Origin of the sequence: Limnohabitans sp. MMS-10A-192, assembly GCF_003063335.1 — a bacterium.
Taxonomy (GTDB): Bacteria; Pseudomonadota; Gammaproteobacteria; order Burkholderiales; family Burkholderiaceae_C; genus Limnohabitans_A.
Window position 1 is genome coordinate 15,109 of sequence record NZ_NERX01000010.1, and the last position, 22,329, is coordinate 37,437.

Here is a 22,329-nt window from a genome sequence, read left to right on the forward strand (position 1 = left end):
TTGGGGGTAGATACCTTCAGACGGATACCCAAGGCTGCGCCAAAAAACCACACTCGGTGCATGAGTTTGGAGAATAAAAATGGCGAATGAATTGATCCAGCAGCGCAAAGCCTGGTCGGTGCTGATTGTCAGCACCCTGGCGTTCACGGTCTGTTTCATGGTGTGGATGATGTTTGGCGTGATCGGGGTGCCGATCAAGAAAATGCTGAACCTCAACGCCACCGAGTTTGGCCTGTTGATGGCCATGCCGGTGCTGACCGGCTCATTGGTTCGGGTGCCATTGGGCATCTGGACCGACCGCTACGGCGGGCGCATCGTCATGGCGGTGCTGATGGCGCTCACGGTGCCGGCCATCTGGCTCATGTCTTACGCCACCGCTTACTGGCATTTTCTGGTGATTGGCCTGTTTGTGGGTCTGGCGGGCGGCTCGTTTTCGGTGGGCACGCCCTATGTGGCGCGCTGGTTCTCCAAAAACAAGCAGGGCATGGCCATGGGGGTTTATGGCGCGGGCAACTCGGGCTCGGCGGTCAACAAATTTGTGGCCCCGGTGATTCTGGTCGCCTTTGGCTGGGCGGCTGTGCCGCAGGTGTATGCGGCCATCATGGCGGGCACGGTGGTGCTGTTCTGGCTGTTCAGCCACAGCGATCCGGCACACCTGGTGCCCAGCCAGGTGTCGTTCATGGACCAACTCAAAACACTGAAAGACCCCCGCGTGCTCAAGTACTGCCAGTACTACAGCATCGTGTTTGGCGGCTATGTGGCGCTGGCACTGTGGATGGTGCAGTACTACATCGGCGAATACGGCCTGGACATCCGCGTGGCGGCTTTGCTGGCTGCGTGCTTTTCGCTGCCCGGCGGCGTGTTGCGCGCCGTGGGTGGGGTGTTGAGTGACAAATACGGCGCCCACAGCGTCACATGGTGGGTGCTGTGGGTCAGCTGGATTTGCCTGTTCTTGCTGTCCTATCCGCAAACCGAATTCACGATTGCCACCGTCACCGGGCCGCAGACCTTTGTGATTGGCCTGAACGTGTACGTGTTCACCGGCTTGATGTTCATCCTGGGCATTGCCTGGGCCTTTGGCAAGGCCAGTGTCTTCAAGTACATCGCCAACGACTACCCCGACAACATCGGTGCCATCAGCGGCATGGTGGGTTTGGCCGGGGGTCTGGGTGGTTTTGTGCTGCCCATCCTGTTTGGCGCGCTGGTCGATCTTACCGGTGTGCGCAGCAGTGCCTTCATGTTGATGTACGGCGTGGTCTGGGTCTCGCTCATCTGGATGTACTGGACCGAGGTGCGCAAAACCGAATTTATGGGCCAAGCCCCAGCCGACATCACGCAACCAGGCCTGCGCGCCTGAACCCTGCATAAGGAACAAAAAAATGAATACCGCATCCAAGCCAACGGCCAACAGCGCGGCCGACATCAACGACTGGCGTCCCGAGGACGAGCAGTTCTGGGAAAGCACCGGCAAGCGCATCGCTTACCGCAACCTCTGGATCTCGGTGCCGGCGCTGTTGTGCGGCTTCGCCATCTGGGGCATGTGGGGCATCATCACGGTGCAGATGCTTAACCTGGGCTTTCCGTTCAGCCAGGCTGAGTTGTTCAGCCTCACCGCCATCTCGGGCCTGGCGGGCGCGACCATGCGCATCCCGGCTTCGTTCCTCATTCGCCTGTCGGGTGGTCGCAACACGATTTTCCTGACCACCGCGATGCTGCTGGCTCCGGCCACGGGCACGGGCATTGCCTTGCAGCACCCCGAGTGGCCTTTGTGGGTGTTCCAGCTCATGGCCCTGTGGTCGGGCGTGGGCGGCGGCAACTTCGCCAGCTCCATGTCCAACATCGGCACCTTTTTCCCCAAGCGCCTGCAGGGCACAGCGCTGGGTTTGAACGCGGGCCTAGGCAATTTTGGCGTGACGACCATGCAGATCGTCATCCCACTGGTCATGACCGTCAGCCTGTTTGGCGGCCTGGGCGGAGAGCCCATGACGCTGGTGAAAGACAGTGGCTGGATTTTCGGCAAGATCGCCGCAGGCACGCCCACCTGGGTGCAGAACGCGGGCTTTGCCTGGCTGCTGTCGCTGGTGCCTTTGTCGGTGATCTGCTTTTTCGGCATGAACAACCTGACCACCGTCTCGCCCAACATTGGCAGCACCATTCCTGCATTTCTGAAGATCATCTGGCTCTACACCCTGTCCTTTGTGCCAGCAGGCATTGGCCTGTATTTGTACCTGCCTGCACCCAGCGGCCTGGGCGTTCTCAACATGTGGCTGGCCATGCCGCTCATCATCGTGAGCACCTTGATGGTGATGAAGCTCACCGCTTTCGGCACGATGAAGGACAACATCGCCGCCCAGTTCTCGATCTTCAAGAACAAGCACACCTGGGCCATGACGGTGCTGTACATCGTCACCTTCGGCAGTTTCATCGGTTTTTCGATGGCCTTGCCGCTGTCGATCACTGTGATCTTTGGCATCAGCCATGTGCCCGATGCCAGCGGCGTGCTGCAGCACACCCTGAAAAACCCCAACGCCCCTTCGGCCCTGACCTACGCCTGGATCGGTCCTTTTGTGGGCGCACTGGTGCGTCCTGTGGGCGGCTGGTTGTCTGACAAAACAGGCGGATCGATTGTCACGCAGTGGATCTCTGCCTTAATGGTGGTGGCCTCGGGCGCAGTGGGTTATGTGATGTGGTTGGCCTACCACTCGGCCACGCCCGAGCAGTATTTCCTGACCTTCATGCTGCTGTTTGTCCTGTTGTTCACGGCCAGCGGCATTGGCAACGGCTCGACTTTCCGCAGCATCGCCGTGATTTTTGACCGCCAGCAGGCCGGCCCTGTGCTGGGCTGGACCTCGGCCGTGGCGGCTTATGGCGCTTTCATCGCCCCGGTGGTGATTGGTCAGCAAATCAAGGCAGGCACCCCTGAAGTGGCGATGTACGGCTTTGCAGTGTTTTATGCCTTGTGCCTCTTGCTCAACTGGTGGTTTTACCTGCGCGCCGGGGCTGAAATCCGCAACCCCTGAAACCGACTGATCATTGTTTGCAAACGGGGCTGAACCAGCCCCGCTGAATTGGAGAAAAAGATGAGCCATTTTCTGGACCGACTGAATTACTTTTCAAACCCCAAGGAGTCTTTCTCGGGCGGGCACGGTGTCACCACCGGCGAAGACCGCACCTGGGAAGACGCTTACCGTGCCCGCTGGGCGCACGACAAAATCGTGCGCAGCACGCACGGCGTGAACTGCACGGGTTCGTGCTCGTGGAAGATCTACGTCAAGGGCGGCATCGTCACCTGGGAAACCCAGCAAACCGATTACCCCCGCACCCGCGCCGATTTGCCCAACCACGAGCCTCGCGGCTGCGCCCGTGGCGCTTCGTATTCGTGGTACCTGTACAGCGCCAACCGCGTCAAATACCCGATGATCCGCGCCCGCCTGCTCAAGCACTGGCGCGCCGCGCTGGCCGTGGCCAAGAGCCCGGTGGACGCCTGGGCCAGCATCGTGCAAAACGAAGAAGCCCGCCGCGAGTGGCAGCAGCAGCGCGGCTTGGGCGGCTTTGTGCGCAGCACCTGGGAAGAGGTCAACCAGCTCATCGCCAGCGCCAACGTTTACACCGCCAAGCAATATGGGCCGGACCGCATCATCGGCTTTTCGCCGATTCCCGCCATGTCCATGGTCAGCTACGCCGCAGGCAGCCGCTACCTGTCGCTGATCGGTGGCGTGTGCATGAGCTTTTACGATTGGTATTGCGACTTGCCACCGGCCAGCCCGCAAATCTGGGGCGAGCAGACCGACGTGCCCGAATCGGCCGACTGGTACAACTCGACCTTCATCATCGCCTGGGGCTCCAACGTGCCGCAAACGCGCACGCCCGATGCGCACTTTTTCACCGAGGTGCGCTACAAGGGGGCCAAGACCGTGGCCATCACGCCCGACTATGCCGAGATCAGCAAGCTGGCCGATCTGTGGATGCACCCCAAGCAGGGCACTGACGCCGCGATTGCCATGGCCATGGGCCATGTGATCCTGAAAGAGTTTTACTTTGACAAGCGCAGCGCCTACTTTGATGACTATGTGCGCCGCTACACCGACATGCCCAACTTGGTGCAGCTTGAAGAGCGCACCTTGCCTGATGGCCGCAAGGTCACGGTGCCCGGTCGCTACCTGCGTGCCAGCGATTTCAACGGCAAGCTGGGCCAGGACAACAACCCCGAGTGGAAAACCGTGGCCCTGGATCAGAACGACCGTGTGGTGCTGCCCAACGGCTCGATCGGTTTCCGCTGGGGGGCCGAAGGCCGCAGCGATGCCGGCAAATGGAATCTAGAAAACAAAGAGGCACGAGGCGACAGCGAAGTCAAGCTCAAACTGAGCCTGATGGAGGGGGAGGGCAGTGAATACGAAGTGGGCGACGTGGCTTTCCCGTATTTCGGTGGCATCGACACCCCCAACTTCAGTGCCAACAAGCAAGCCAGCGCGGTGGACGATGTGCTGGTGCGCCAGGTGCCGGTGCGCCGGATCAAGCTGGGCAAGGCGGGCGAAGAACGCTACGCCCTGGTGGCCACGGTGTTTGACCTGACGGCCGCCAACTATGGCGTGGCCCGGGGTTTGCCCGGCGAAAACGCCGCCACCAGCTACGACCACGACACGCCTTACACCCCCGCCTGGCAGGAAAAAATCACCGGCGTGAAGCGCGACCAGGTGATCGCCGTGGCGCGCCAGTTTGCCGACAACGCCGACAAGACCCGTGGCAAGTCCATGGTCATCATCGGTGCGGCCATGAACCACTGGTACCACAGCGACATGAACTACCGGGGCATCATCAACATGCTGATGATGTGCGGCTGCATTGGCCAAAGCGGTGGCGGCTGGGCCCACTATGTGGGCCAGGAAAAGCTGCGTCCCCAAACCGGCTGGACCGCGCTGGCCTTTGCCTTGGACTGGGTGCGCCCACCGCGCCAGATGAACAGCACCAGCTTCTTTTATGCGCACACCGACCAGTGGCGCTACGAACGGCTGGGCGTGGAAGAAATCCTGTCGCCGTTGGCCGACAAGTCCCAATTTGGCGGCAGCATGATCGACTACAACGTGCGCGCCGAACGCATGGGCTGGCTGCCCAGCGCGCCGCAGTTGCAAACCAACCCCATGCAGGTCGTCAAGGACGCGCAGGCTCAGGGCATGGACCCCAAGGACTACGCGATCAAGGCGCTGAAAGATGGCAGCCTCAAGATGAGCTGCGAAGACCCGGACCACCCCCTGAACTGGCCGCGCAACATGTTCGTCTGGCGCTCCAACATTCTGGGTTCGTCGGGCAAGGGGCACGAGTACTTCCTCAAGCACTTGCTGGGCACATCCCACGGCGTGCAGGGCAAAGACCTGGGTGCAGAAGACGCCAAACCGACCGAAGTGCAATGGCACGACCGCGCACCAGAAGGCAAGCTGGACCTGCTGGTGACGCTGGACTTCCGGATGAGCACCACCTGTTTGTATTCGGACATCGTGCTGCCTACCGCCACCTGGTACGAGAAGAACGACCTCAACACCAGCGACATGCACCCCTTCATCCACCCGCTGTCCACCGCGGTGGACCCGGCCTGGCAAAGCAAGAGCGACTGGGAAATCTACAAAGGCTTTGCCAAGGCCTTCAGCGAGGTGTGCGTGGGCCATTTGGGCGTCGAAAAAGAGCTGATGCTCACGCCGCTGATGCACGACACACCGGCCGAGCTGGCCCAGGCCTTTGACGTGAAAGAGTGGAAAAAAGGCGAGTGCGAGCTGATCCCCGGCAAGACTGCACCGCAAATCTCGGTGATCGAGCGCGATTACCCCAACACCTACAAACGCTTCACGGCGCTCGGTCCTTTGATGGAGAAGGTCGGCAACGGCGGCAAGGGCATTGGCTGGAACACCACCGACGAGGTGCACCAGCTGGGCGAACTCAATGGCAAAGTGCGCGCCGAAGGCGTGACTCAGGGCATGCCCAGCATCAGCACCGACATCGACGCTTGCGAGGTGGTGCTGCAGCTTGCTCCCGAGACCAACGGCCATGTGGCCGTCAAGGCTTGGGAGGCACTCTCCAAGATCACCGGACGTGACCATACGCACCTGGCCTTGCACCGCGAAGACGAAAAAATCCGTTTCCGCGACATCCAGGCGCAGCCGCGCAAGATCATCAGCTCGCCCACCTGGTCGGGGCTGGAGAGCGAAAAGGTGTCGTACAACGCCGGTTACACCAACGTGCACGAATACATTCCGTGGCGTACCCTGACCGGTCGTCAGCAGTTCTATCTGGACCACCCCTGGATGCTCGCTTTTGGCGAAGGCATGAGCAGCTACCGTCCACCAGTTGACTTGAAAACGGTGGATGAAATGATCAACCGCAAGCCCAACGGCCACAAGGAAATCTCGCTCAATTTCATCACGCCGCACCAGAAGTGGGGCATTCACAGCACGTACAGCGACAACCTGCACATGCTCACGCTCAACCGGGGTGGCCCGGTGATCTGGCTGAGTGAAGACGATGCGAAAAACGCAGGCATCGTGGACAACGACTGGGTCGAGCTGTTCAATAGCAACGGCGCCATTGCTGCGCGTGCGGTGGTCAGTCAGCGGGTCAACCCCGGCATGGTCATGATGTACCACGCGCAGGAAAAAACCATCAACACCCCAGGCTCCGAAATCACCGGCATCCGTGGCGGCATCCACAACTCGGTGACCCGCATCGTGACCAAGCCGACCCACATGATCGGCGGCTACGCCCAGTTCAGCTACGGCTTCAATTACTACGGAACCATCGGCACCAATCGCGATGAATTTGTCGTGGTGCGCAAGATGCGCAAGGTGGATTGGCTCGACGGTGAAGCCCCTGCCACCGTGCAGGCTTGAAGGAGAAACAACATGAAAATTCGCGCACAAATTGCGATGGTGCTGAATCTGGACAAATGCATTGGCTGCCACACCTGTTCGGTCACCTGCAAAAACGTCTGGACCAGCCGACCCGGCATGGAATACGCCTGGTTCAACAACGTGGAAACCAAGCCCGGCATCGGTTACCCCAAGGACTGGGAAAACCAGGACCGCTGGAATGGCGGCTGGACCCGAAAGGCCGATGGCTCGATCGAGCCCAAACAAGGCGGCAAGTGGAAGCTGCTGATGCGGATTTTTGCCAATCCGAACATGCCCCAGATCGACGACTACTATGAGCCTTTCACCTACGACTACGAGCACCTGCAAGGCGCACCCGAGTCCAAGGCCACGCCCACGGCGCGTCCGCGCAGCCTGATCACAGGCCAGCGCATGCAAAAAATCGAATGGGGCCCCAACTGGGAAGAAATTCTGGGTGGCGAGTTCAGCAAACGCAGCAAGGATGCCAACCTGGCCAACTTCGACCAAGTGCAAAAAGACATGGTCGGCCAGTTTGAAAACACCTTCATGATGTACTTGCCCCGGCTGTGCGAGCACTGCCTGAACCCGGCTTGCGTGGCCTCGTGCCCCTCGGGCTCGATCTACAAGCGCGAAGACGATGGCATCGTGCTGATCGACCAGGACAAGTGCCGTGGCTGGCGCATGTGCGTGAGCGGCTGCCCGTACAAAAAGATTTACTACAACTGGCAAAGCGGCAAAGCCGAAAAATGCAACTTCTGCTACCCCCGCATTGAGGCAGGCCAGCCCACCGTGTGTTCGGAAACCTGTGTGGGCCGCATCCGTTACCTGGGTGTGGTGCTGTACGACGCAGACCGCATTGCCGAAGCGGCCAGCACCGAAAACGAGAAAGACCTGTACCAGGCGCAGCTGGACATCTTCCTGAACCCGCACGACCCCCAGGTGATCGAGCAGGCCCGTCTGGACGGCATTCCCGAGGCCTGGTTGGAAGGTGCACGCAACAGCCCGGTCTACAAAATGGCGATCGACTGGAAGGTGGCCTTGCCGCTGCACCCCGAGTACCGCACGCTGCCCATGGTCTGGTATGTGCCGCCCCTGTCGCCCATCACCTCGGCGGTCAATGCCGGCCATGTGGGCATGAACGGCGAGCTGCCCGATGTGTCGCAGATGCGCATTCCGGTGCAATACCTGGCCAATTTGCTCACGGCCGGTGACACCGCACCCGTGACCCGTGCCCTGGAGCGCATGCTGGCCATGCGCACTTACCAGCGCGGCAAGCACGTCGATGGCGTGGACAACCTGGCGGTGCTGGAGCAAACCGGCCTCACGGTGGCCCAGGTCGAAGAGATGTACCACGTCATGGCGATTGCCAATTACGAAGACCGTTTCGTGATCCCCAGCTCGCACAGGGAGTACGCCGAGAACACTTTCGACATGCGCGGCGGCTGCGGCTTCTCGTTTGGCAATGGCTGCTCGGACGGTCAGTCCGAAGCCAGCCTGTTCGGTGGCGACAAGCGCCGCACCATCCCCATCCAGCCTGTGGTCTGAAGCGAGGTTAACATGAAAAACAACCGTTATTCCTTGCGCGTTTTGTCCTTGCTTCTGTCTTATCCGGACGCAGCGCTGCGCGAACAACTGCCCGCCCTGTTGCCAGCGCTGGCCGAAGAGGGCGCATTGAGCACTGCGCGTCAGGCCGAGCTGCAGACTTTGGTGACGCACCTGCTGCGCGTGGACAGCATGGATTTGCAAGCACGTTATGTCGAGACCTTTGACCGGGGCCGCGCCACCTGCCTGCACCTGTTCGAGCATGTGCACGGGGACTCGCGTGACCGGGGCCCGGCCATGATCGACCTGACCCAAACCTACGAGCAGTCGGGTTTGTTCCTGTCGCCCGACGAGTTGCCCGACCATTTGTGCGTGGTGCTGGAGTTCGCATCGACCCAGACGCCCGAGGTGGCCAAGGCTTTTCTGGGCGAGATGGCGCACATCCTGAACGCGATTTTCAGCGCGTTGCTCAAACGCGAAAGCCCTTATGCCGTGGTGCTGGCCGCCGTGCTGGAGCTGGCCGGGCACAAGGCCCAGGCGGTGCAGATCGCGGCCGACGAAGCGCTGGACGAGAGCTGGCAAGAGCCCGAAGCCTTTGACGGCTGCAGCACACGTGGCCAGGCACGGCCGGGCGAGGCCCAACCCATTCACATCGTGAGAAAAACCACCACCCAGACCCGGGGAGTAGCAGCATGAGTTACCTGGACCACTTCATCTTTGGCATTTACCCCTACATCGCGCTGAGCGTGTTTTTGCTCGGCAGCCTGATCCGTTTTGACCGCGATCAGTACACCTGGAAGAGCGATTCCTCGCAATTGCTGCGTGGAGGCCAGCTGCGCTGGGGCAGCAACCTGTTCCATGTGGGGGTGTTGTTTTTGTTTGGCGGGCACACCGTGGGCATGCTCACACCGCATTTCATGTATGAACACTTCATCAGCGCGGGCGACAAGCAATGGATGGCCATGGTCTCGGGTGGCCTGTTCGGCGTGCTGGGTTTTGTGGGCGTGACGCTGCTCTTGCACCGCCGCTTGTTTGACGCGCGTATCCGGGTCAACAGCCGAACCAGCGACATTGTGCTGCTGGTCTTGCTGTGGGCACAGTTTGCGCTGGGCCTGGCCACCATCCCGCTGTCGGCCCAGCACTTGGACGGCAGCATGATGCTCAAGCTGGCCGAATGGGCGCAGCGCATCGTCACCTTCCGTGGCGGTGCCGTGGAGTTGCTGACCGAAGCCAGCTGGGTGTTCAAGACCCACATGTTCCTGGGGATGAGCATCTTCTTTATCTTCCCGTTCACGCGGCTGGTGCACGTTTGGAGTGGCTTTGGCACGCTGGCTTATGTGGTGCGCCCTTATCAGGTGGTACGCAGCCGCCGTGTGGGCATGACGCCACGGCCTCCGTTTGGGCGCGGCTGATTGGACGCCAACATTCTTGAAACCATGCATCAGGGGCTTCACATGACTTTTGACACATTGACAGACAAACCGCTGGACACCGCCGGCGCATCCGGTTCATGCGGTAGCGGTTCTTGTGGCTGCGGGAGCACGTCCTCGTCTTCATCTTTGGCTTATGAACGCACGGCCGCGGCCATGCCTGCGACGGCGTTTGCAGTCCAGGCAGAAGCGGCCAACGATGTTTTGCTGGCCGAGGCGTCTGCCACTCCACCTTCCATCAACGGCATCGCCTTGCTGTCCCCTGGCGAGATCTTGTCAGCAGAAGACCTGCTGGAGCGGGCGCATGCTGAATTGCTGCGCCAAGAGGCCGTGCGGCTGGGTTTGTTGCCTGCCCATGCGGGTCTGATCGCCCCCGATCTGAGTGCCGACGAGCAGGCCATGATCGACCGCATGCTGGACCAGGAAGTGACTTCGCCCCAGCCCACGCCCGAAGAAGCGCAGCGCTACTACCACGCGCACCAGGCGCAATTCATGGTCGGGCAGGGCAGGCGGGTGCGCCACATCCTGTTTGCCGTCACGCCCGGGGTGAACATGCCTGCGCTGGCGCAACGCGCCGAAGCGGTTTTGCTGGAGTTGAGCCACAAGTCGGTAGCACCCGAGCGTTTTGAGCAATTGGCCGCCGAGTTGTCCAACTGCCCCACGGGTGCGCAGAGCGGCGATCTGGGCTGGCTCACGCCGCAGGACTGTGTGCCTGAATTGGCCAAAGAGTTGTTTTATTCGGCCGAATCCAGCCAAAGCACAGGCCTGCGGCCACGTTTGGTGCACACCCGGTTTGGTTTTCACATCGTCGATGTGCTGGAGGTCAACCTCGGTCATTTGCCTGCGTTTGAGCAGCTGCAGGCACAAATCGCTTCGCGCCTGCAATGGCAGTCGCGGGCCACGGCCCTGGGCCAATACATGCGCCGCCTGGTCGGGTTGGCCCTGGTCGAGGGCATCGAGCTGGACGGGGATGCCTCGCCCCTGGTGCAATGAGCGAGCAGGTGCTGCCAGACACCTCCGATGAGCTGCTGCTGCGTTTGCAGCGCTTTCATGCGGATTATTTTCCGCTGCACCAGCAGCGGTTTCAGGATCTGGTGGCACAGGGGCAGCACCCCAAAACCTTGTTCATCGGTTGTTCCGATTCACGCCTGGTGCCGTATCTGCTGACCGGCACAGGCCCAGGCGAGTTGTTCATTGTGCGCAATGTGGGTGCCTTGGTGCCGCCCTACGACGGTTCGCACGGACTGCACGGCACCATGGCGGGCATCGAGTTCGCGGTGCTGCAATTGCATGTACAGCGCATCATCGTGTGTGGTCACAGCCACTGCGGGGCGATTCGTACCGCCTACGAAGGCGCGCCCGAAGAGGCCAAGGCTCTGCAAAGCTGGCTGAAGCTGGCCGACGAGGCTTTGCTGCCGGTGCGGCCCAGCCCCGAGGCCTTGCTGCGCACTGAACAGCGCTCGGTGGTGCTGCAACTGGAACGTCTGATGGACTACCCCATGGTGCAGCGCGAGGTGCAAGCAGGGCGCTTGACCCTGCACGGCTGGCACTATGTGATCGAGGAGGGCGAAGTGCATGTGTTCGATGTGCAGCGCGGCGATTTTGTGCCAGCATCGCAGTCCTCACACAGCGGCACGGGGCCGTTCCCGCCTTATGTGGAGCATGATGGCCAGATCATTGCGGATTGAACGCGGTGTGTGAGCAGCCCATGGAAAAATATCTGAATGAGTGATACCGACAAAGACACCGCCACCCGCTTGGCCAGCCAGTTGATGGCCTCGCGCCAGACCGTGCTACCCAAACGCCTGGTCGCACCCGGCCCGGATGCGGCAGAACTAACGCAGCTGTTTGAGGCGGCGGCTTCAGCGCCCGATCATGACCTGATCAACCCCTGGCGGTTTTTGATCATCCTGGCGCACAAGAGGGCCGATCTGGGTGAGTTGTTTGCCCAAGCCCTTATTGAACGTGATCCGAGTGCTTCTCAGGAGCAGATTGAACAAGCCCGTGAAAAAGCCATGCGTGCGCCCTTGCTGATGCTGCTCATCGTGGACGAAGCCAAGGGAGATGCCGAGATTGACATGCATGAGCGTGTCCTGAGCGCGGGCTGCGCGGTGCAAAACATCATGCTGCTGGCCAACGCCATGGGCTATGGGTCGGGCCTGACCAGCGGCAAGGCGCTCAAGGCGGCATCGTTCAGATCGGGTTTGGGTTTGCAGCAGCATGAGCAGGCGCTTTGCTTTTTGAGTCTGGGCACGGTGAGTTCGCGCAAACCGTTCAAACCGCGGCCTGATGTTCACAAGTTCACATGCATTTGGGGGAAGTGATCATGGTCGATTCAACGCCCGTGGGTGTCGCCTTCCCGGGGCATCGCGCTCCGGCTGTAGGTTTTGAAGCACCTTTTGAGATGCTTTCGGCATGCCATGAGCGAGTGGAACGCATGCTGGATTTGCTGTCCAAACTCCGAAAGCACTTGGCCCAAAACGGTTGGGATGCACAAGCAGCGTCTGCCGCAGAAGATGTGATGCGCTATTTCGATTTGGCGGCACCGCAGCATCACCTGGACGAGGAAATCCATGTCTTCCCTGCTGTTCTGGCTTTGAATAATGGACGGTTGGACCTTCTGGTTTATCGACTCAAGCAAGAACATCTGGAAATGGAAAAGCTTTGGGTCGGCGTACGCAGTGCGTTGGATTCTGTCGTGCATGCAGATGCTCAGAGCTGGACGGGCTTTAGTGATGCGATGAACGTCGACATGGAGCTATTTTTCGCGGTCTACAAGGACCATATCAATGACGAAGAAATTTATGTCTATCCGGCTGCTGCCAAGGTGCTCAACCCGGAACAGCTTGAGGGCATGTCGCATGACATGGTGCGCCGCAGAAGTCATTCAAGCACTTGAGTTTTTGATATGGATTGTGAAATTCTGAAGCGTTCTTGGATATCGGCATTTTATTGTGTGTATCGATTGCTGGAAAACGCTGGATTTGCTCGCGATCGATCAACGAGCCCTTAGGACTGCAGTTCATCCAGGTCGACGTTTCTCAGCTGGCATAGCGACGGTCAATGACGAGTGACCCAGTCTGGCCGAGGCTGTGTGAAAACCCTCTCCCCGTCAGTGGTCGAACTCTGTAGTGTTGGTAGACATATTGAACAGCGAGGTCAATATGTCCAGATACATCGAAGGTCAGGACAGGCAGCAGGTGACTTTGCTGCCGGAGTGCCTGGATGACTTCATCGCCGAAGACAACCCGATACGCGTGGTCGATGCGTTTGTTGCCGAGCTGGTCAACAAGAAGAAGTGATCTAAGAAAATGCGGCCTTCGGACCGTTTTCTTTTTGAGTCACCCCCTGAAGCCCGGAGTTGCACATGTCCATATTTGTCAACCAACTCAAAACGGAAATCAGCCGCCTTGCCAAGAAAGAGGTCCGTGCCGAGATCCAAGTCCTCAAAAAGACCTCTACCCAGCACCGCAGTGAGATTGCAGCTACAACGCTCGCACCGTGGTGCAGCGCGCGCGTCACCTGGGCGTGGACATGCCGATCAGAGAAGGCATGGTGGCGCTGCTGGACGGCCATTTGCAGCCGGCCGAAGCGGTTGCCGCGCTGATGGGTCGCGAGCCCCCGGGGCGAGTCAGTCTGAACCCTCAGACCGTGGACTCGCAACCTGCGGACTTGCAGATCCGTCCGGTCAAAGATCAGACCTCGAAGTTGTCGATCAAACGCGTCGTGCCCAGCCGCGCTGCACCCAGCACCACCAGCGACTGTCCTGTGTCTCCGGCTTGCGGTGCCTGCAGGTCGGCGCGGCGGCGTAGCGTGAGGTAATCGGGCCGCCAGCCTCGCGCGGCCAAGGCCTGCAGGGCGCGCTGCTCCAAGCCTGGCAGTTGTGCCGGCAGAGCATTCGCCGCGGCCAGCGCATCGCTCGCCAGGGTGCGCAGCGCCAGCGAGAGCTGAACCGCCTCGGCGCGCTCGGTCTCGCTCAAATAGCTGTTGCGTGAACTCAGCGCCAGGCCGTCGGCGGCACGGCCGGTTGGGCCACCGACGATCTCGATCGGCAGCGTGAACTGGCGCACCATCTGGCGGATCACCATGAGCTGCTGGTAGTCCTTCTGGCCGAACAGCGCCACGCCTGCCGCGTGGCCGCTGAACACGGCCGAAAACAGCTTCATCACGACGGTGCTGACGCCGGTGAAGAACCCGGGTCGGAACTGACCCTCCAGGATGTCAGCCAACGCCGGGTCCGGGTGCACCTTGAAGGTCTGGGGCTCGGGATACAGGTCGGTTTCGCGCGGCGCGAACACGATGTCGCAGCCGGCCGCCTGCAGCTTGGCGCAGTCGGCGTCCCAAGTGCGCGGGTAGCTGTCGAAGTCCTCGTGCGGCAGGAACTGCAGGCGGTTCACGAAGATGCTGACCACGGTGGCGTCGCCCAGCAGCCGGGCCTGTTTGACCAGGGCCAGGTGGCCGTCGTGCAGGTTGCCCATGGTCGGGACGAAGGCAGGCTTGGCGTGCGCGGACAGGAGCTGGCGCAATTCTGGGATGGTGCGGGCGATTTCCATGATCGGTGTGGATGTGGGCGGCGGGCCGAGCTTACCAGGCGTGCAGCTTGTCGTCGGGGAAGGTGCCGCTCTTGACGGCCTGGACATAGGCCTCGATCGCCGCCTTCACGTTGCCGGCATCTTGCATAAAGTTATGCACGAACTTGGGTATCTTCCCCAGGTTGATGCCGAGCATGTCGTGAAGCACCAGCACTTGGCCGGCCGTGCCCTTGCCGGCTCCGATGCCGATGGTGTGGCAGTGGTGCAACTCGGATGTGAGTTCGGCCGACAGCCTCGCCGGCACCATTTCCAGCACCAGCATGGTGGCGCCGGCGTCCTGCAATTCATGGGCATGTTGCTTGAGCGTGCGCGCCGCCGCTTCAGTCTTACCCTGCACGCGGTAGCCGCCCAGCGCGTGCACCGTTTGCGGCGTCAGGCCCAGGTGGGCGCAGACCGGGATGCCCCGCTCGACCAGGAATTTAACCGTAGGCGCGGTCCAGCCGCCGCCTTCGAGCTTGACCATGTGGGCACCGGCCTGCATCAGCTGGCAGGCGCTGCGCAGCGCCTGTTCGCGGCTTTCGGCGTAGCTGCCGTGGGGGAGGTCGGCGATCAGCCAGGCCGTGCCCTGCACCCGGTGCAGGCCGCGCGAGACGCTTTCGGTATGGTAGCGCATGGTCTCCAGCGTCACGCCCACGGTGCTGGGCAGGCCCTGGCAGACCATGCCCAGCGAGTCGCCTACCAGCAGGCACTCCACGCCAGCGGCGTCGGCCACGGCGGCGAAGGTGGCGTCGTAGGCTGTGAGCATGGTGATTTTCTCGCCCGACTCCCGCAACTGCTGCAGGCGTGGCAGGCTGACGGGGCGACGCTGCGGCAGCGGCGAGGCCGGGGGCAGGGTGCCGTAGGGCGTGGCGCTGGCGGGGGCCGTTGGGCTGGGGTTCATGGTGGGGCTGCAAGTCAAGTCAGTCGGTGTCGGGAGTCTATTCGATTCGGCTATGCTTCAGGCTCATGACACATTTTACCGATGAATCGCAAAAAGCCATTGCCGAGCTGGCCCGGCAGGATGCGGCGCGCGCGCTGCAGGAAGATGTGGGCAATGGGGATCTGACCGCCGGCCTGATCGACCCGGTCCGGCGCGCGCGGGCGCTTATCCTTGCGCGCGAAAGCGCCGTGCTGTGCGGCGCGCCCTGGCTCGAAGAGGCCGTGCACCAGCTGGACCCGCAGGCGCGCATCACCTGGCTAGTGGCCGAAGGCCAACGCTGCGTGGCGGATCAGGTGGTGGCGGAGATCGAGGGCCAGGCGCGCGCGCTGCTCACCGCCGAGCGCACCGCGCTGAACTACCTGCAATTGCTCAGCGGCGTGGCGACCACCACGGCCATGTATGTGGACGCCGTGAAGGGCACCCGAGCGCGTATCGTGGACACGCGCAAGACCCTGCCCGGTCTGCGGCTGGCGCAAAAGTACGCGGTGCGCACCGGTGGCGGCACCAACCATCGCATCGGCCTGTACGACGCGGTGTTGATCAAGGAAAACCATATCGCCGCGGCGGGCGGTGTGGCGCCGGTGCTGCAGGCAGCGGCGCAATTAATGAGGGAGGGTGCGGCGCAGGCTGCCTTCGTGGAGATCGAGGTCGAAACTCTGGTCCAGCTCGACGAGGCGCTTCAAGCCGGCGCGACCATGGTGCTGCTCGACAACATGGATATCCCTGGACTGAATGAGGCTGTGCGCCTGAATGCCGGCCGCGCGATACTGGAAATATCGGGTGGCGTGACATTGAAGAGCCTGCGCGCCCTTGCAGAAACGGGGGTCGACCGCATCTCCATCGGAGCCCTCACCAAAGACGTGAAGGCGATCGACTTTTCCATGCGTTTTCAGGAGTTGTGATGGGAGCAGTGATCTATCCGGTCATCGATGTGGAATTCGAGCAGCCGGCCTGCCCGACCCGCCATGCCTGGGCCCGCGTGCCGCCCGAGCCGTCGCCGGTGGAGCGCGCGGCGCTGAAGGACCGTATCCGGCAGTTGCTCAAGGCGCGCAATGCGGTCATGGTGTCGCACTACTACGTGCACCCCGACCTGCAGGACTTGGCCGAGGAAACCGGCGGCATCGTCAGCGATTCCCTGGAAATGGCGCGTTTCGGCCGCGACCACGCGGCGCAGACCCTGATCGTGTCCGGCGTGCGCTTCATGGGCGAGACCGCCAAGATCCTGAGCCCCGAAAAGCGCGTGCTGATGCCCGACCTGGACGCCACCTGCTCGCTCGACCTGGGCTGCCCGAACGAGGATTTTTCCGCGTTCTGTGACGCGCACCCGGACCGCACCGTCGTGGTCTACGCCAACACCAGCGCGGCGGTGAAGGCGCGCGCCGACTGGCTGGTGACGTCCAGCTGCGCGCTCGACATCGTGCGCGCTCTCAAGGACAAGGGCCACAGGATCCTCTGGGCGCCCGACAAGCACCTGGGCGCCTACATCCAGCGCGAAACCGGCGCCGACATGGTGCTCTGGCAGGGCTCGTGCATCGTGCACGACGAGTTCAAGGCCTTTGAGCTGGAAGCCCTGAAGAAGGAACACCCCCGAGCCAAGGTGCTGGTGCACCCGGAAAGCCCGGCCGAGGTGGTGGCGCTGGCCGATGCGGTGGGTTCGACCTCGGCCATCCTGAAGGCCGCGCATGAGCTGGACGCACCGGAATTCATTGTCGCCACCGACAGCGGCATGATGCACAAGCTGCGCGCGCTGAACCCCGGCAAGACCTTCATCGAAGCGCCCACGGCCGGCAACAGCGCCACCTGCAAGAGCTGCGCGCACTGCCCCTGGATGGCGATGAACAGCTTGGCGGGTGTACCCATGTGCTGGACCGGCGTCAATGAAGTGCACGTGGACCCGGCCCTGGGCCTGCGCGCGCGGGTGCCGATCGACCGCATGCTGGCCTTCACCGCCGCGCTCAAGGCTGGCCAGCCGGCGGGCGCGCTGGTGCCCCGGATCGGCGCCGCCTGAGGTCGGCGCGTCCGTGAAACCCGCGCATTCCGTGTCGCTGCGGCGCTGGCTGGCCGCGCCGGGCTCGCTGAGCCGCCACCTTGCGGCGCTCGGTTCGGACTACCGTGTGCGGCCCTTGCGCGAAGGCGGGCTGCGCCTGCTGCCCGACGAGGGTGCTGGTTCGAGCCGCGCGCGTTCGCAACGGTATTGGGGCCGCGAAGTCCTGCTCTACGTCAATGGCCAGCCCCTGGTGTTCGCGCGCAGCTTCACGCTCGCACGCGCGGTGCGGGGGCCGTGGCGGGCGCTGCGCCGCCTTGGCACGCGGCCGCTGGCCGACTTGCTGTTCGGCGTGCGCCCGGCGCACCGCGAGGTCCTGCCGCCGCTGCGCCTGCCGCCGGCATCGCCCTGGCACAGCCGGGTCGGGCGCGCGCTGCGGAACTACCCGGCCAGTCCGCAGCCGCGTCTGGGCGTGCTCTGGATGCGCCGCGCCCTGTTCGCCCAGCGCCGGGGCGGCCCGGCGCTGATGGTGCAGGAGGTGTTTCTGCCGGCCATCAGCCGGCGCGCCGGCCCGGGTGGCCGTTCTCCGGCCACGGCTCGGGGGTGGGCGACCGGGCCCGCAGCGGCTTCACATGCGCTGAGCCATGCCAACGCTGATTGACTTTGCCGCCCCGGCGGATGGCGCTGCGCCGCTGCGCTGCGCCTTCGGCGCGCCGCGCCGGGTGCTGGCGGCCCATGCCATGGAAGAGGTGCGCCCCGTACTGGAAGCCGTGGATGCGCTGGCCCGGCAGGGCCGTTGGTGCGTCGGCTACCTGCGCTACGAGGCCGCGGCGGCCTTTGACCCGGCGCTGGCAGTGCATCAGGCCGACGGCCCGCTGGCCTGGTTCGGCGTGCACGACGCCCCGCGGCACTGGCCCGAAGCCGAGGCAGGCGGCACGGCCGAGGCGCAGTGGCAGGGCGGCCTGTCGCGGGCCGCTTTCGACCGAGGCATGGCAGACATCCACCGCGCCATCGCCGACGGCGAGCTCTACCAGCTCAATTACACGGCGCAGCTGCACGGGGTGCTGCGCGGCGCACCACGCGATCTGTTCATGGCGCTGCGGCGGGCGCAGCCGGGCGGCTACGCCGCCTTCATCGACACCGGCGACGAGCAGCTGCTGTCGGTCTCGCCCGAGCTGTTCTTCGACTGGGACGGGGAGCGCATCCTGGTACGCCCGATGAAGGGCACGGCCCCGCGCGGCGCCACGCCCGAAGACGATGCGGCACTGGCCGCGCGGCTGCGCGCCTCGGCCAAGGAGCAGGCCGAGAACGTGATGATCGTCGACCTGATCCGCAACGACCTGTCGCGCGTGGCCCAGCCCTTTTCCGTGCGCGTGCCGCGGCTGTTCCGGCTCGAGGCGCTGCCCAGCGTCTGGCAGATGAGCTCGGACGTCGAGGCGCGCACCCGCGCCGGCACGACGCTGGCCGAGGTGTTCGCGGCCCTGTTTCCCTGCGGCTCGGTGACCGGCGCGCCCAAGGTGCGGGCGATGCGCATGATCCGTGCGCTGGAGCCCGAGCCGCGCGGCGTCTACTGCGGCGCGATCGGCGTGGTCCGGCCCGGCGGAGCGGCCACCTTCAATGTCGCGATCCGCACCGTGGCGGCGCGTGAAGGACGGCTGCGCTGCGGCATCGGCAGCGGCATCACGGCCGATGCCACAGCCGACGGCGAGTGGCAGGAGTGGCGCCACAAGCGTGCCTTCCTGGACCGCGCCAGCCAGTCCTTCGAGCTGCTCGAGACCCTGGCGCTCGAGGACGGCGTGCCGCGCGAGGCGCCGGCGCACCTGGCTCGCATGGCCCGCGCGGCCGCGCATTTCGCCTATCCCTGGGACGAGGCGCAGGCCCGGCAGGCCTTGGACCGGCTGGCCCGGGCCCATCCCCAGGGCCTGTGGCGAGCGCGGCTGCTGCTCGACGCCCAGGGCAGGCTGCAGGCCCAGGCTTTCGCCATGCAGGCCACGCCCGCTCCTGTGCGCCTGCAGCTCGCGGACCGGCCCTTCGAGGCCGCCGACAGCGAGTTCGTGCGCTTCAAGACCACGCGGCGCGCGCACTACGAGGCCTTCGAACCGAGCGCGCCCGGCGTGTTCGACACCCTGCTGTGGAACACGCGCGGCGAGCTCACCGAATGCACGCGCGGCAACATCGCCCTGTGCCTGGACGGCCGCTGGCTCACGCCGCCGCTGGCCAGCGGCCTGCTGGACGGCGTGGGCCGCCAGCGCTGGCTGCGCGAGGGCCGCATCGCCGAGGCGGTGGTGCGCGTCGAGGACCTTGAGCGCGCGAGCGGCCTGGCCTTCTTCAACAGCCTGCGCGGCTGGCTGGCAGCGGAGCTGGTCTGAACGTACCGGTTCGTCTCATCGTGCTGCGACGCGGTGCCGTGTTCCGTTCATGTCCCCCGGCGCCGGCCTTCGGCCGCCACCTCCTCCTTGACTTCACTGCACACGACACCGCGCCGCAGCGCTCCGGCCTGCGTCGTGGTGCGCGAAGCAGCGGCGCGAGAGCGGTGGTGGACCCGAAGGGGACGGTGGGTGAATGGCGCAGTGAAGTCAAGGAGGAGACGAGGGCGGTACGCCCTCGTCGGGGGACATGAACGGAGCCGTTCGCCCGCCGTCCCCGCCTCCCTTAACGCAGGCAGGGACCTCTTTTTGTACCTCTGCTCGCAAGTCGGTATCAGGCGCGCCGTAGCGGCAGCGCCGCGAGGCCACGGTAGGCGGGGTTCGCGCACCACTGCGGCTGGGTGCTGGCCAGTTGCAGGTCAGGCCAGCGCACGAGCAGGCGGCCGAGCACCACCTCGGCCTCCAGCCGCGTGAGCGCCGCGCCCAGGCAGACATGGACGCCTGAGCCGAAGGACAGCGCGCCCGGGTCGGCCCGCGTGATGTCGAGCGCCTCGGCCAGGGCGTGGCGCGCCGGGTCACGGTTGGCCGAGCCGATCAGGGCCAGCACCAAGTCGCCGCGGCGCAGCCGCTGGCCGTGCAGCATCAGGTCCGTCGTGACGCGCCTTCCCGTGTACTGCACCGGGCTGTCGTAGCGCAGCAGCTCGCGCACCGCGCCCGGCACCCCCGCCGGGTCCTGCCGCAGCCCCGCCCATTGCTCGGGGTGGCTCAAGAGCGCGAACAGGCCGTTGCCCAGCAGGTTGCGCGTGGTCTCGTGGCCGGCGAACAGCAGCATCGCGCATTGGGCCAGCAGCTCGGCATCGTCACGGATCTCGCCGCGCTCGCGCGCTTTGAGCAGCTCGCTCAGCAGGTCGTCCCCCGGCGCGGCGCGCTTGGCCGCCAGCTGCGCCTGGAAGTAGCGCGTCATCGCCAGCAGGCTGGCCTGGGCGCGGCGCGCCTGTTCCTGGCTGGGCTCGGGCGCGCCGATGAAGGCCGCCAGGTCGTCCGACCAAGCCATGACCTCGGCGCGGTCCGCGCCCTCAATGCCCAGGATGGCCGAGATCACGCGCACCGGCAGCGGGCGCGCGAGCCGGGCGATGAAGTCGAATTCATCGGCATGGTCCAGGCCGTCGATCAGCTCGTCGGCAATGCGCGCGATCTGGGGCCTGAGCCGCGCCAGCGCCTCGGGCCTAAAGGCAGGCTGCAGCAGGGCGCGCAGCCGCCCATGGTCGGGCGCGTCGAGGAACAGCAGGGCACGCGCGAACAGCTGCTGGAAGCCCGCCAGCGCGCCGCGCTCGGCCGCAGCCTGGTTCACCCAGCCGCCGGTGCGCTGGGCCGCAAAGCGCGGATCGCGCAGCACGCCTTCCACGTCGGCATGGCGCGTGAGCAGCCAGGCGCCGCCAAAGAATTCCTCGCTCCAGTGGATCGGCCCGGCTTCGCGCAAGGCCTGGTAAGTCGGATATGGGTTGGCCAGAAACGCGGCGTCGACGATGGGGCGCCCCAGCGGATGGGGCGGCGATGTCAGGACGGCGCTCATTCGCTCTGATCGTTGCGCGCCGCGGGCCGCTCACCCTGCGCCTTCAAGCCCAGGCGCTCGAACAGCCGGCGGTCCCGCTCGGCCTGGGGATTGCTGGTGGTCAGCAGCTTGTCGCCGTAGAAGATCGAATTGGCGCCGGCGGCGAAGCATAGCGCCTGCAGGGCCTCGTCCATCTGCTCGCGCCCGGCCGACAGGCGAACCATGGTGCGCGGCATGGCGATGCGGGCCACCGCGATGGTGCGAACGAACTCGAACGGATCGAGCGGCGCGGTATCCGCCAGCGGCGTGCCTTCGACCTGGACCAGGTTGTTGATCGGCACCGACTCGGGGTACGGGTCGAGGTTGGCGAGCTGAGCGATCAGCCCGGCGCGTTCGGTCCGGCTCTCGCCCATGCCGACGATGCCGCCGCAGCAGACGTTGATGCCGGCATCGCGCACGTGGGCCAGCGTGTCCAGCCGGTCCTGGTAGTTGCGGGTGCTGATGATGTTGCCGTAGAACTCGGGCGCGCTGTCCAGGTTGTGGTTGTAGTAGTCCAGTCCGGCCGATTTGAGTGCCTGCGCCTGCCCGGCTTCGAGCATGCCCAGCGTCATGCAGGTCTCCAGGCCCAGGGCCCGGACCTCGCGCACCATCTCGGTCACTTTCTCCATGTCGCGCTCCTTCGGGCTGCGCCAGGCCGCGCCCATGCAGAAGCGGGTCGCGCCCTGGGCCCTGGCGGCCTGCGCAGCCTCCACGACCTCGGCCAGCGGCATCAGCTTGCTGGCCTCGACGCCGGTTTCGAAATGGGCCGATTGCGGGCAGTAGCCGCAATCCTCGCTGCAGCCGCCGGTCTTGATCGACAGCAAGGTGGACAACTGCACTTCGTTCGGGTCGAAGTTCTCGCGGTGCACCTGCTGGGCCTGGTGCAGCAGGTCCATGAACGGCAGCGCGAACAGCGCCTCGACGTCGGCGACGCGCCAGCGCACCGCGGCGCCCGGGCTGTCGGGCGGGGTGCTGCGCGCGCGCAGGCCAGAAATGTCGATGGTGGCTAAGGTGGTCATGTCAGGTCCTT

The 22,329-nt window shown here is 64.1% G+C and carries 19 protein-coding genes and 1 pseudogene; 16 read left to right on the forward strand and 4 right to left on the reverse strand.

Annotated elements, in window-relative coordinates; translation table 11 throughout:
• The first annotated feature begins 79 nt into the window (after positions 1–79).
• The 12 genes and pseudogenes from B9Z43_RS15880 to B9Z43_RS17285 all read left to right on the forward strand — a co-directional run.
• The gene (locus B9Z43_RS15880; RefSeq protein WP_108326929.1) at positions 80–1,357 is read left to right on the forward strand and encodes a nitrate/nitrite transporter; all 1,278 of its coding nucleotides are present in this window, start codon (positions 80–82) and stop codon (positions 1,355–1,357) included.
• Between the two features lie 22 nt (positions 1,358–1,379).
• Positions 1,380–3,020, forward strand: coding sequence for an MFS transporter (locus B9Z43_RS15885; protein ID WP_108326930.1), 1,641 nt, complete (start codon positions 1,380–1,382; stop codon positions 3,018–3,020).
• A 60-nt stretch (positions 3,021–3,080) separates the two neighbouring features.
• The gene (locus B9Z43_RS15890; protein WP_108326954.1) at positions 3,081–6,875 is read left to right on the forward strand and encodes a nitrate reductase subunit alpha; all 3,795 of its coding nucleotides are present in this window, start codon (positions 3,081–3,083) and stop codon (positions 6,873–6,875) included.
• Between the two features lie 12 nt (positions 6,876–6,887).
• The gene (gene narH / locus B9Z43_RS15895; RefSeq protein WP_108326931.1) at positions 6,888–8,420 is read left to right on the forward strand and encodes a nitrate reductase subunit beta; all 1,533 of its coding nucleotides are present in this window, start codon (positions 6,888–6,890) and stop codon (positions 8,418–8,420) included.
• A 12-nt stretch (positions 8,421–8,432) separates the two neighbouring features.
• On the forward strand, positions 8,433–9,113 hold the full coding sequence (gene narJ, locus B9Z43_RS15900) for a nitrate reductase molybdenum cofactor assembly chaperone (protein ID WP_108326932.1): 681 nt from the start codon (positions 8,433–8,435) through the stop codon (positions 9,111–9,113).
• Complete coding sequence (gene narI, locus B9Z43_RS15905; RefSeq protein ID WP_108326933.1) at positions 9,110–9,829, forward strand: respiratory nitrate reductase subunit gamma; 720 nt, start codon at positions 9,110–9,112, stop codon at positions 9,827–9,829. The genes narJ and narI overlap by 4 nt, the downstream gene beginning before the upstream one ends.
• Before the next feature lie 42 nt (positions 9,830–9,871).
• Complete coding sequence (locus B9Z43_RS15910; RefSeq protein WP_199222328.1) at positions 9,872–10,840, forward strand: peptidylprolyl isomerase; 969 nt, start codon at positions 9,872–9,874, stop codon at positions 10,838–10,840.
• Positions 10,837–11,535 carry a carbonic anhydrase gene (locus B9Z43_RS15915; RefSeq protein WP_108326934.1) on the forward strand — a complete coding sequence of 233 codons (699 nt, stop codon included), beginning with the start codon at positions 10,837–10,839 and terminating at the stop codon, positions 11,533–11,535. Before B9Z43_RS15910 ends, B9Z43_RS15915 begins: the two co-directional genes overlap by 4 nt.
• A gap of 36 nt (positions 11,536–11,571) precedes the next feature.
• A complete protein-coding gene (locus tag B9Z43_RS15920) occupies positions 11,572–12,171 on the forward strand; it encodes a nitroreductase (RefSeq protein WP_108326935.1) in 600 nt (199 codons plus the stop codon).
• Positions 12,153–12,746: a hemerythrin domain-containing protein gene (locus B9Z43_RS15925; RefSeq protein WP_233250060.1), complete on the forward strand. Its 594-nt coding sequence runs from the start codon at positions 12,153–12,155 to the stop codon at positions 12,744–12,746. The genes B9Z43_RS15920 and B9Z43_RS15925 overlap by 19 nt, the downstream gene beginning before the upstream one ends.
• Positions 12,747–13,011: 265 nt before the next feature.
• Complete coding sequence (locus B9Z43_RS17185; protein ID WP_158270135.1) at positions 13,012–13,149, forward strand: hypothetical protein; 138 nt, start codon at positions 13,012–13,014, stop codon at positions 13,147–13,149.
• A 184-nt stretch (positions 13,150–13,333) separates the two neighbouring features.
• Positions 13,334–13,468, forward strand: a pseudogene (locus tag B9Z43_RS17285) (glycerol-3-phosphate dehydrogenase); the annotation flags it as partial.
• 74 nt (positions 13,469–13,542) lie between these two features.
• Here B9Z43_RS17285 and panC read toward each other — a convergent pair.
• Positions 13,543–14,400, reverse strand: a complete 858-nt coding sequence (panC, locus tag B9Z43_RS15935) for a pantoate--beta-alanine ligase (protein WP_108326937.1) — start codon at positions 14,398–14,400, stop codon at positions 13,543–13,545.
• A gap of 31 nt (positions 14,401–14,431) precedes the next feature.
• Positions 14,432–15,319, reverse strand: a complete 888-nt coding sequence (panB, locus tag B9Z43_RS15940) for a 3-methyl-2-oxobutanoate hydroxymethyltransferase (protein ID WP_108326938.1) — start codon at positions 15,317–15,319, stop codon at positions 14,432–14,434.
• 65 nt (positions 15,320–15,384) lie between these two features.
• Between panB and nadC the strand changes: the two genes are divergently transcribed.
• Genes nadC through pabB form a run of 4 tightly spaced genes read left to right on the forward strand, consistent with a single transcriptional unit; the run spans position 15,385 to position 19,711 of the window.
• Entirely contained in the window at positions 15,385–16,260 is an 876-nt protein-coding gene (gene nadC / locus B9Z43_RS15945; protein ID WP_108326939.1) for a carboxylating nicotinate-nucleotide diphosphorylase, read from the forward strand.
• The gene (gene nadA / locus B9Z43_RS15950) at positions 16,260–17,366 is read left to right on the forward strand and encodes a quinolinate synthase NadA (RefSeq protein ID WP_108326940.1); all 1,107 of its coding nucleotides are present in this window, start codon (positions 16,260–16,262) and stop codon (positions 17,364–17,366) included. The genes nadC and nadA overlap by 1 nt, the downstream gene beginning before the upstream one ends.
• A gap of 13 nt (positions 17,367–17,379) precedes the next feature.
• Complete coding sequence (locus tag B9Z43_RS15955; protein ID WP_158270137.1) at positions 17,380–18,003, forward strand: chorismate lyase; 624 nt, start codon at positions 17,380–17,382, stop codon at positions 18,001–18,003.
• Complete coding sequence (gene pabB / locus B9Z43_RS15960; RefSeq protein ID WP_108326941.1) at positions 17,987–19,711, forward strand: aminodeoxychorismate synthase component I; 1,725 nt, start codon at positions 17,987–17,989, stop codon at positions 19,709–19,711. The genes B9Z43_RS15955 and pabB overlap by 17 nt, the downstream gene beginning before the upstream one ends.
• 331 nt (positions 19,712–20,042) lie before the next feature.
• Here the strand turns inward: pabB and B9Z43_RS15965 are convergent, their stop codons facing one another.
• Together B9Z43_RS15965 and bioB are read right to left on the reverse strand one after the other, a co-directional pair.
• Positions 20,043–21,281 (reverse strand): cytochrome P450, encoded by a 1,239-nt coding sequence (locus B9Z43_RS15965; protein ID WP_108326942.1) that lies wholly within the window; start codon positions 21,279–21,281, stop codon positions 20,043–20,045.
• A complete protein-coding gene (bioB, locus tag B9Z43_RS15970) occupies positions 21,278–22,318 on the reverse strand; it encodes a biotin synthase BioB (protein ID WP_108326943.1) in 1,041 nt (346 codons plus the stop codon). The genes B9Z43_RS15965 and bioB overlap by 4 nt, the downstream gene beginning before the upstream one ends.
• Positions 22,319–22,329 lie beyond the last annotated feature (11 nt).

Excerpts from the sequence above, each read along its gene's own strand:
- B9Z43_RS15880 (WP_108326929.1), top strand. The coding sequence starts at position 80 with ATGGCGAATGAATTGATCCAGCAGCGCAAAGCCTGGTCGGTGCTGATT.
- B9Z43_RS15885 (WP_108326930.1), top strand. The coding sequence starts at position 1,380 with ATGAATACCGCATCCAAGCCAACGGCCAACAGCGCGGCCGACATCAAC.
- B9Z43_RS15890 (WP_108326954.1), top strand. The coding sequence starts at position 3,081 with ATGAGCCATTTTCTGGACCGACTGAATTACTTTTCAAACCCCAAGGAG.
- narH (WP_108326931.1), top strand. The coding sequence starts at position 6,888 with ATGAAAATTCGCGCACAAATTGCGATGGTGCTGAATCTGGACAAATGC.
- narJ (WP_108326932.1), top strand. The coding sequence starts at position 8,433 with ATGAAAAACAACCGTTATTCCTTGCGCGTTTTGTCCTTGCTTCTGTCT.
- narI (WP_108326933.1), top strand. The coding sequence starts at position 9,110 with ATGAGTTACCTGGACCACTTCATCTTTGGCATTTACCCCTACATCGCG.
- B9Z43_RS15910 (WP_199222328.1), top strand. The coding sequence starts at position 9,872 with ATGACTTTTGACACATTGACAGACAAACCGCTGGACACCGCCGGCGCA.
- B9Z43_RS15915 (WP_108326934.1), top strand. The coding sequence starts at position 10,837 with ATGAGCGAGCAGGTGCTGCCAGACACCTCCGATGAGCTGCTGCTGCGT.
- B9Z43_RS15920 (WP_108326935.1), top strand. The coding sequence starts at position 11,572 with ATGAGTGATACCGACAAAGACACCGCCACCCGCTTGGCCAGCCAGTTG.
- B9Z43_RS15925 (WP_233250060.1), top strand. The coding sequence starts at position 12,153 with ATGCATTTGGGGGAAGTGATCATGGTCGATTCAACGCCCGTGGGTGTC.
- B9Z43_RS17185 (WP_158270135.1), top strand. The coding sequence starts at position 13,012 with ATGTCCAGATACATCGAAGGTCAGGACAGGCAGCAGGTGACTTTGCTG.
- panC (WP_108326937.1), bottom strand. The coding sequence starts at position 14,400 with ATGGAAATCGCCCGCACCATCCCAGAATTGCGCCAGCTCCTGTCCGCG.
- panB (WP_108326938.1), bottom strand. The coding sequence starts at position 15,319 with ATGAACCCCAGCCCAACGGCCCCCGCCAGCGCCACGCCCTACGGCACC.
- nadC (WP_108326939.1), top strand. The coding sequence starts at position 15,385 with ATGACACATTTTACCGATGAATCGCAAAAAGCCATTGCCGAGCTGGCC.
- nadA (WP_108326940.1), top strand. The coding sequence starts at position 16,260 with ATGGGAGCAGTGATCTATCCGGTCATCGATGTGGAATTCGAGCAGCCG.
- pabB (WP_108326941.1), top strand. The coding sequence starts at position 17,987 with ATGCCAACGCTGATTGACTTTGCCGCCCCGGCGGATGGCGCTGCGCCG.
- B9Z43_RS15965 (WP_108326942.1), bottom strand. The coding sequence starts at position 21,281 with ATGAGCGCCGTCCTGACATCGCCGCCCCATCCGCTGGGGCGCCCCATC.
- bioB (WP_108326943.1), bottom strand. The coding sequence starts at position 22,318 with ATGACCACCTTAGCCACCATCGACATTTCTGGCCTGCGCGCGCGCAGC.